Here is an 8357-nt window from a genome sequence, read left to right as displayed (position 1 = left end):
TGCCACATGAAGTTGACTTTTGTTCTTGCCATAATAATAACCTCCTTGCATTGAGATTATTATCTCATAAATTTAAAAACATGGGAATGTGGGTAATATTTGACGCTTACTTTTAAAAACTGAATTGCCTGTAACTGGCAAAGTAATAATAATGGTTAAAAGTGGAATGATCATATCAACTAATTGATTAGATGATATATTATATGTTACATATTTCTGCTTTATTTATACCAATATTGGTATAAATGATTTTTTTATGATAATACGTAAATAGTACATTTGTTGACAACATATAAATAATATGGTAAAATTTATATGAATCATTCTAATGATATAATCATAAAAAAGTGTTACTGAAAATTTAGACTTTTTTCACAAAATACATATTATTATTAAGGCTTTTACAGTGATACGATTAATGTGAAGTTTTTATAACATTGAAAAGGTTTGCATAGCAAACAAATTAGTGAATTAGAAAACTAATTGCGAATGTAACAAATGTTAATGAAAAACCAAGTTATACCATAGGTTCATTTGAATTTCTCATTTCTTGTTATTTAAGCTGTAATTGGTATCTAACATAAAAAACATCTCATAATATAATTGTAAATTAATTACATATTGTAAAGCTTTCAAATTTTACTAACTATGTCAAGTGTTTTTAATAAATATAAGAACATTTAAAGTTTTGTTCAAAATTTTGGGGGGGGAAGAATTAAATCATCCCTTCGGAATTGAGATATATGGAGACCTAATGGTTTTCGAATTCACTAAAATTAAATTAAGGGGGGAAAATACATGTTAAAAAAATGGTTATGTAGTATTTTGACTTTTTCTATGATATTTAGTAGTGCGAACTTTTGTACAGTTTTAGCAGATAGCACTCCTACATATATGGATAAAAATCAAACAACTGATATCAAAGTAAAAGATTTACTATCAAAAATGACTTTAGATGAAAAAATCGGACAAATGGTACAAGCAGAGAGGTTAACAGCCACACCTACAGACGTTACAAACTTTTCTTTAGGTTCTATTTTAAGCGGAGGTGGATCAGCTCCCACACCCAACACAGCTGAGAGTTGGGCGAATATGACTGATAGTTATCAAAAGGCCGCAGCTAAATCAAGGCTTGGAATACCAATATTATATGGAGCAGATGCAGTACATGGACATAATAATGTAATTGGATCAACAATATTCCCACACAATATAGGGTTGGGTGCTACAAAAGATGCAAGGCTAGTAGAAAAAATTGGACATGCAACTGCTCAGGAAGTAAGAGCTACAGGTGTAAACTGGGCATTTTCTACAGTTGTTGGAGTACCACATAATGAAAGATGGGGAAGGACATATGAAACTTTTGGTGAAAATTCTCAATTAGTTTCTACTTTAGGAACAGCCTCTATTAAGGGGTTACAGGGAAATAATCCAAAAAAAACTCTTAAACAATCAGATACAGTTCTTGCAACTGCAAAACACTTTTTAGGAGAAGGGTTAACTACAGACGGAATTAACCAAGGTAATTCTTTAATACCTGATTCTTTTAATGCAGATGGAACTGTAAAAGTTAATAAAAATGGTAAATTATTAGATAATACTATATTAAAAAATGAATTACTTCCACCTTATAAAGCAGCCATTGCTGCTGGAGTAGGAACCATTATGGTTTCTTATAATAGCATTAATGGTGTAAAATGCCATGGTAATGCAGATGTAATCACCAAAATCTTAAAAGGTGATGTTAGTAAAGGTGGACTAGGGTTCACTGGTTTTGTGGTTTCAGATTGGGAAGGCATAGCACAAGTTGCAGGAGCAAATGACAAAGAAAAAATAAAAACTTCTATTAATGCAGGTATGGATATGGCTATGGTGCCTTATACTTGGAAAACTTTTATTCCTACTTTAAAAACTTTAATAGCCGATGAAAAAGTTAAACCAGGAAGTGGTGTAACTGAAACAAGAATTAATGATGCTGTATCAAGAATTTTAAAAATTAAAATTGAAATGGGTTTATTTGAACATTCATATGCTCAAAAGAATTTATTAACTACTGTTGGTTCACAAGCACATAGAAATATTGCAAGTCAAGCAGTAAGAGAATCCTTAGTTTTACTTAAGAATGATAAAGATATTGTAGGAAAATTAAAAAACAAGAAGAATATTCTTGTAGCAGGAAAAAGTGCTAATGATATTGGAACACAATGTGGAGGGTGGACAATTTCATGGCAAGGTCAAACTGGTAATGTAACACCTGGTACAACTATTCTACAGGGTATTAAAAATACAGTTGGTAAACATGTTAAAATAGGTTATAACATGAATGGTGTATCTACAGGAAAGTATGATGCTGCAGTTGTAGTTATTGGTGAAACTCCTTATGCTGAAACAAATGGAGATAAAGCAGCAGATGCATTAACTTTAGATGAAAATGATATTGCAACTATTAATAATGTTAAACGTGATCATCCGAATACTCCGATTGTTGCAGTTTTAGTAACAGGAAGACCTATTACTATAGCTAATCAAATAGATAATTTAGATGGAATTGTTGAGGCATGGCTTCCTGGAACAGAAGGTCAGGGAGTTGCACAAGTTTTATTTGGAAAATATAACTTTACTGGAAAGTTACCAATTACATGGCCTTGGTATGGTAAGGATATAGTAAATAAACTTGATCCATTAAAAGCATCAAATTTATTTAATTATGGATATGGGCTTAAAAAAGGTAATGACACTACAACTAATAAATATAAGTTACCAATAAAACCAGTTGCTCCACCGGTGACAGATACATTATTACCTGTCCCCGCACAATAGAAACTGAAGATTTTATAAGTGGTATTGCAAAAACTAAAACCTGCGGCGAAGTAAAACTAGATGCAGGTAACATTGATGTTAGTACATTTACAAAATAAAAAATAAAAAAGCCTCAGAACTTTAATTTTAAGTTCTGAGGCTTTTTAGGTGACATAGGTAATGCTATACAAGAATATGTAGAAAATAATATATAATTTTATTAATCTATATTGCATACCATATAACATAACGTATGAATGAAGTACGTGATAGTTAATAGCCATTCTTTTTAAGAGAATGGCTATTTTAAATTACTGCATAAAATGTTTTTAAAATCAGAGCTAAATGCATATAGCACATAAGAAAGTTAACCTGTTTGGCTTTTTTTATATAATATTTCAGTTGATACAATTATTGGGCATATATACTGCGATTATACTGATTGTTAAGACAATGTTTTTTCTACACCTAGTTCAAACGGAATTAGTTAATTTGTTCTATTTTTAACCGTTTTTGTGACCCATGCTGGATCTGCCAATAGAGCTCTTCCCACTGCGACTAAATCAAACTCTTGATGCTTTAACCTTTCTATGAGGGGTGCAAGACTTGTAATTTGGCCACCTTTCCCATCCGTAAAAAATTCAGTGAAAGTGCTATCAAGACCAACTGAACCAACTGTAATAGCTGGTTTTCCAGTTATTTTCTTTGTCCATCCTGCCAAGTTGAGCGATGACCCTGCAAATTCTGGTTCCCAATAACGACGAGTGGAACAATGAAAGATATCAACTCCTGCTTCAACTAATGGTGCTAAAAAAGCAGCAAGCTGATCTGGCGTCTCCGCAAGTTTTGCATTATAATTCCCCGATTTCCATTGGGAATAGCGAAACACAATTGGAAAATCTGGGCCTACAGCCTCACGACAAGCTTGCACTATTTCAATTGCAAACTGAGAACGTGCCATCATATTTCCACCATACTTGTCTTTGCGTTTATTTGTTTTTTTCCAAAAGAACTGGTCTATTAGGTATCCATGGGCACCATGAATTTCAAGCCCATCAAAACCTAGACGTTTCGCATCACTTGCGGCGTCTGCAAATGCTTGGATAATTTGCTCGATTTCAAGAAGCGACATTGCCTCGGTTACTTTTTCGCCTGAAACTGCATCAATCCCCGACGGTCCAATTGGCAAAACTTCTGGATTGGAATTTTCTCCATTGATTTGGCGTGCCATACCTACATGCCATAACTGAGGAATGATTTTCCCACCAGCATCATGAACAGAGTCCACAACTTTAGACCATCCGTTTAGTGCTGCTTCACCATAAAAATTAGGTTTTCCTAGGCCTTGCTCTGCAGCTGGATGATTAATTAATGTACCTTCTGTAATAATTAATCCTACTTGATTTTCCGCACGTCGCTTATAATATCTTGCCACATTTACTCCAGGTACACCATTAGGTGAAAAACCTCTTGTCATAGGCGCCATGACAATACTGTATGAAAAACCCCGGCAGGCTGAGCGAAAACTAAAAATACGTGCAAGTTTTGAAATTTGCAATTCATTTTTCAATGGACATTAATAGTTTCACTACAAAAACAGCTGAAATTTGGTTTAAATCTTAAATCTAACAGAAATATGAACATTCCATGCAAGCTCTTTGTTAAAATATTTCATAGAAATAGTTTTCGCTCACTCTGCCGGGGGTCTTTGTGAGGCGAAGGCGAAGTTGCTAAAAAAAAGCGCTGGTGTCTATGGCTTAAGGCGGCTAAGCCTTCAGATATAAAAAATTTACCAGAAGTTCTTAAAAGAGTAGAAAAGATAAAAAGTTATAGGCTTAGTAGCAAGAGAAAAGCTACAATAAAGTTAGCTAAATATCCTTATCTGTTTGGTGAAGATAGGCAGCCTGATATAAACTATATTTTAATACCAAGACACTCATCTGAGCATAGAGAATATATTCCTATGGATTTAAGATCTGAAAATGAAATAGTAAGTGATTCATGCTGTTATATTGCAGGTGCAACTTTATTCCATTTTGGTGTATTAAATTCATCTATGCATATGGCATGGGTTAGACAGGTTTGTGGAAGAATTAAAAGTGATTTTAGATATTCGAATAAACTTGTGTATAATAATTTTCCATGGCCAAGAAATATATCAAAGAATAATATTGGTAGGGTTGAGGAAGCAGTTTTTCATGTTATGGAAATAAGAAAAGAATTTGCATCTCAAAGTTTAGCTGATTTATATAATGATACACTAATGCCAAGTAAGTTGAGAAATGCACATAAGAAACTTGATTTAACTGTTGAAATTTGTTATCGAAAGAAAAGGTTTTTGACAGAAAGAGATAGAATAGAATATTTGTTTAGTTTGTATATGGAGTATAAGTAAGTATGACTTATGGAATAGTTTTAATATAGTAGACAGTGATGTTCTTTTGCTGTTAGGATAAGGTTATTTTTATTTTTCATGAGAAAGATGAACTAAAAAATAGTAATGTGTTTTTCTACAGTACACATCTTAAGAGGGGAGCAAGATATAAAAATGAATGTAGCAACCTTGATAGTATTAAGACTTCAAAGTAATATGTAATATATAAATTTGTACATGTATTATGAGAAAATAGTAATAGCAAGATTATTATAGAAAAACCGATAAATAAAGAGTATATTTATTTTTGGAGGATTAGCAAAACAAATTGTGGTTACAATTTGTTTACGTCCCCTGGTTTTTTTTATGAGTGAAGCGAATTTGCTAATTGGAAATGATGAAATAAGGGATTTAGCAAATCAAAACTATAATGATGATATATTTCAGGATACAAAATTATTTCAAGGTGAGAGGTTTATATATATGGATTTAAATAAAAGAACCTTATCTATAGAAGGTAGAAAAGTTTTGGAAAAAGCTCGAGAAGTATTGGTGAAGAGTTTCAAGTATATAGGAGAATTTAATATAGCTAATCTTAAATATCAGATAAATACATGGGATGCTGGTTGGTATCAGATAAAAGCGTTAATTAAAAAATATATGAAGAGTGGTTTAAAACAATTTGATGAAATATTTAATGAGTTATCAACAAAAATGGAGGTTTGAGTGTATGAATTAGGATTTTTAAAAACCAACAAATTTATTTAGTGGATATGTTAAATTTTTATATTATGTAAAAGTGATTTATGAAATTAATATTGGTCGATATACTCTGGGATTAACACCTCGGAGTTTTATTATTTTACACTAAATTTATAGAAAAATAATATTAGAATATAATTAAATTATACATATTTACCCAAGGGTCTGTCGCCTTACATAATGTTGCTAATAGGTATTTACATTTATTGGTTGGCTGGTGCGACCCCGTTGTAAAATCTGGAAGTGTATACGTACAGGTTTTACTTTATAAACATTAAGCAGCAAAAATGAATAATGTACGTAGATGTTTGTTGTAGTCTAAAATATGTATAAAATCTCTTGCCTTTGTAGGTAAGAGATTTTTTACGTTATAAATGAAAAATGTGATAATAATTAGCAAATTCGATTCGCTCATTATAACCCCCCATAGCCATCAAGCTAAGCCATAGCGACCAACATAAGGGGCTTAATTTGTGCTATAATTTTAGAGCGAAAATCACGGTAAATATCATTTTTTATTACTGGAAATTATTTTTCTTAATAAAACACAGTATTTGAAATTTATGTAATCAAATAATATAATCTACGCAACATGAATAAACCTTACACAATTCGTGTAAAATTAAGACATAAAACTGTTTATTTAACAGTTTTAAATTTGAATTTATACCAATGAAACTGGTGATAATATTGTTAGTTCAAGTATTTCATCGGCTTTTTTTTTGTGTTTCTTTTTAGATTTAACACCTTGCTTAAGAATTAAAATTATAATATTGTTTACTAAAGACCAATAAGATGTAATATTTTTTAATAATGAATCTCGTATTTTGCAAGAATTTTCTCTAACTATTGCAAAAGATTTATATATACTGATGTATTTTTTCTCATTTAAATAGGCAAAGTCCTTTGATTTAAATACTATTATAGAATCCAAAACTATAGAAATTAACTTTCCATATAAAAAACATTCAAAACGATGTAAAGATACTTTTTTAACTCTATTTATTTTAAATAGAGACTTCCATACCTTAAACATAATTTCAATCTGCCATCTTAGGCTGTACAGATCATGAATTTCATCAGCTTGCATCATTTTTTCATTGATGTTTGTTACATATACATTTATACTATCCCATAAATCAGATCTTTCAGCATCCATTCCTCTTTTATATCTTTGAGATGCTAATTTATTTTTGATTTTTCTCTTCATCTTATTTTCTTCAGATAATTTGGTTATAATTAACCTAGTCTTTAATTTCTTATTTGCACCTATGTATGCATCTGGAATATCAAGTGTTTGACCTTCTGAAAGGGTTTTAACATATTCCAGTATATCTACTTGTGAATATTGTTTTTCATCATTAATATATACGATAGTGTATTTTTTAATTTTTGAGATGTAATAGGCTTTCTTTTTATCTATATAATTTAAATCACCCATATTAAAATAACCTAGATCTTTTAAAATTAAATCGTTTGTTTGTATATTCTTTTGTACCTCTTTAACATAAGCAGAATCGCTAGAGGCCCCTTTACCAATATCACAAGCAAGAATTTGACCAGAGAGGACATCATACTGTAGTTGTATCTTTACAGCAGCATTTGCAGAATGTCCTCCTGTACCTTTATAAGAACTTTTAAGATTATTGGATATTTTAAAAGAGGTAGCATCTACAACATTTATCCTATTAAACATCCTCTTTAGGTTACTACTATCATTTGATAACACTTTATTTTGTCTTATAATCGTTTCTTTTAATATGGTTTTCAGAAATTCAACAGCATACTCATTAAACTTTTCGGATAAAGCTTGTGGAGATAAATGTATATTTTCATCTATTGTTAAAATAGTAGATAATTTAGATAATGATGCTTCACATATAGATTTTTCGTAGAAGATACATAAAGATATAAAACCTTCCGCAGTAAGACTAGCATCTCTTTGTACAAATTTTGTTTCTCTAGCAATTCTCCGAAGGAATCCTTTTTCGAACATATCTTTAATTAAGTCAGTCATATTTCTGTCAATTATCTTCATTTTCACAGCCACCTTTCATATTAAATTTACATGAAAGTATATCATAAAAATGTGATAAATAAACTGTTAGCTTGATGGCTATGAAACACCCCCGTTGGTCGTGAACAAATTGTAAACACAATTTGTTTTGCTACTCTTAGTCTTAAAACAAATTTCAGAAAGAGGGAAAAGTTTGAATAAAGTAGAATATCGTGCACTATGTAAAATTAAGAATAAGCATCTGAAAATTCCACTCTTATACTTTGATTACTACTTGTCACCTCACTAGTATATATCTAGTACTCTCGGAAACTCTCAAGCCATTGCTAATTCTAGGTTCATTTTTATGCATATATCAACTTCACCCCAGAATTTCTTCGAGCTTTCTATATTGAGGATAGCATA

Annotated in this window: 6 protein-coding genes and 1 pseudogene; 4 read left to right on the top strand and 3 right to left on the bottom strand. The window is 31.0% G+C overall.

Annotated elements, in window-relative coordinates; all coding sequences use genetic code 11:
• Positions 1-798: 798 nt before the first annotated feature.
• On the top strand, positions 799-2820 hold the full coding sequence (locus KPL38_RS17035; protein WP_216290339.1) for a glycoside hydrolase family 3 protein: 2022 nt from the start codon (positions 799-801) through the stop codon (positions 2818-2820).
• Positions 2821-3286: 466 nt separating this feature from the next.
• On the opposite strand, the gene KPL38_RS17030 is transcribed toward KPL38_RS17035, so the two are convergent.
• Positions 3287-4285 carry an NADH:flavin oxidoreductase gene (locus KPL38_RS17030; RefSeq protein ID WP_281419367.1) on the bottom strand — a complete coding sequence of 333 codons (999 nt, stop codon included), beginning with the start codon at positions 4283-4285 and terminating at the stop codon, positions 3287-3289.
• 255 nt (positions 4286-4540) lie between these two features.
• Between KPL38_RS17030 and KPL38_RS20270 the strand changes: the two are divergent.
• From KPL38_RS20270 to KPL38_RS17020, 3 genes and pseudogenes are all read left to right on the top strand, one after another.
• Positions 4541-4939: pseudogene (locus KPL38_RS20270) on the top strand (type IIL restriction-modification enzyme MmeI); the annotation flags it as partial.
• On the top strand, positions 4925-5194 hold the full coding sequence (locus KPL38_RS20265) for a type IIL restriction-modification enzyme MmeI (RefSeq protein ID WP_312884263.1): 270 nt from the start codon (positions 4925-4927) through the stop codon (positions 5192-5194). The pseudogene KPL38_RS20270 and the gene KPL38_RS20265, both read left to right, overlap by 15 nt.
• A 345-nt stretch (positions 5195-5539) precedes the next feature.
• The gene (locus KPL38_RS17020; protein WP_216290336.1) at positions 5540-5899 is read left to right on the top strand and encodes a hypothetical protein; all 360 of its coding nucleotides are present in this window, start codon (positions 5540-5542) and stop codon (positions 5897-5899) included.
• 310 nt (positions 5900-6209) lie between these two features.
• Here the strand turns inward: KPL38_RS17020 and KPL38_RS17015 are convergent, their stop codons facing one another.
• Together KPL38_RS17015 and KPL38_RS17010 are read right to left on the bottom strand one after the other, a co-directional pair.
• The gene (locus tag KPL38_RS17015) at positions 6210-6350 is read right to left on the bottom strand and encodes a hypothetical protein (protein WP_216290335.1); all 141 of its coding nucleotides are present in this window, start codon (positions 6348-6350) and stop codon (positions 6210-6212) included.
• Positions 6351-6599: 249 nt separating this feature from the next.
• Complete coding sequence (locus KPL38_RS17010) at positions 6600-7973, bottom strand: IS4 family transposase (protein WP_216290334.1); 1374 nt, start codon at positions 7971-7973, stop codon at positions 6600-6602.
• Positions 7974-8357 lie beyond the last annotated feature (384 nt).

The sequence above is a fragment of the Clostridium psychrophilum genome (genome assembly GCF_018861705.1).
GTDB lineage: Bacteria > Bacillota > Clostridia > Clostridiales > Clostridiaceae > Clostridium_AD > Clostridium_AD psychrophilum.
The sequence above is the reverse complement of the archived record's forward strand: the minus strand, read 5'-3'. Positions and strand labels throughout refer to the sequence as shown.

Excerpts from the sequence above, each read along its gene's own strand:
- KPL38_RS17035 (WP_216290339.1), top strand. The coding sequence starts at position 799 with ATGTTAAAAAAATGGTTATGTAGTATTTTGACTTTTTCTATGATATTT.
- KPL38_RS17030 (WP_281419367.1), bottom strand. The coding sequence starts at position 4,285 with ATGGCGCCTATGACAAGAGGTTTTTCACCTAATGGTGTACCTGGAGTA.
- KPL38_RS17020 (WP_216290336.1), top strand. The coding sequence starts at position 5,540 with ATGAGTGAAGCGAATTTGCTAATTGGAAATGATGAAATAAGGGATTTA.
- KPL38_RS17015 (WP_216290335.1), bottom strand. The coding sequence starts at position 6,350 with ATGAGCGAATCGAATTTGCTAATTATTATCACATTTTTCATTTATAAC.
- KPL38_RS17010 (WP_216290334.1), bottom strand. The coding sequence starts at position 7,973 with ATGAAGATAATTGACAGAAATATGACTGACTTAATTAAAGATATGTTC.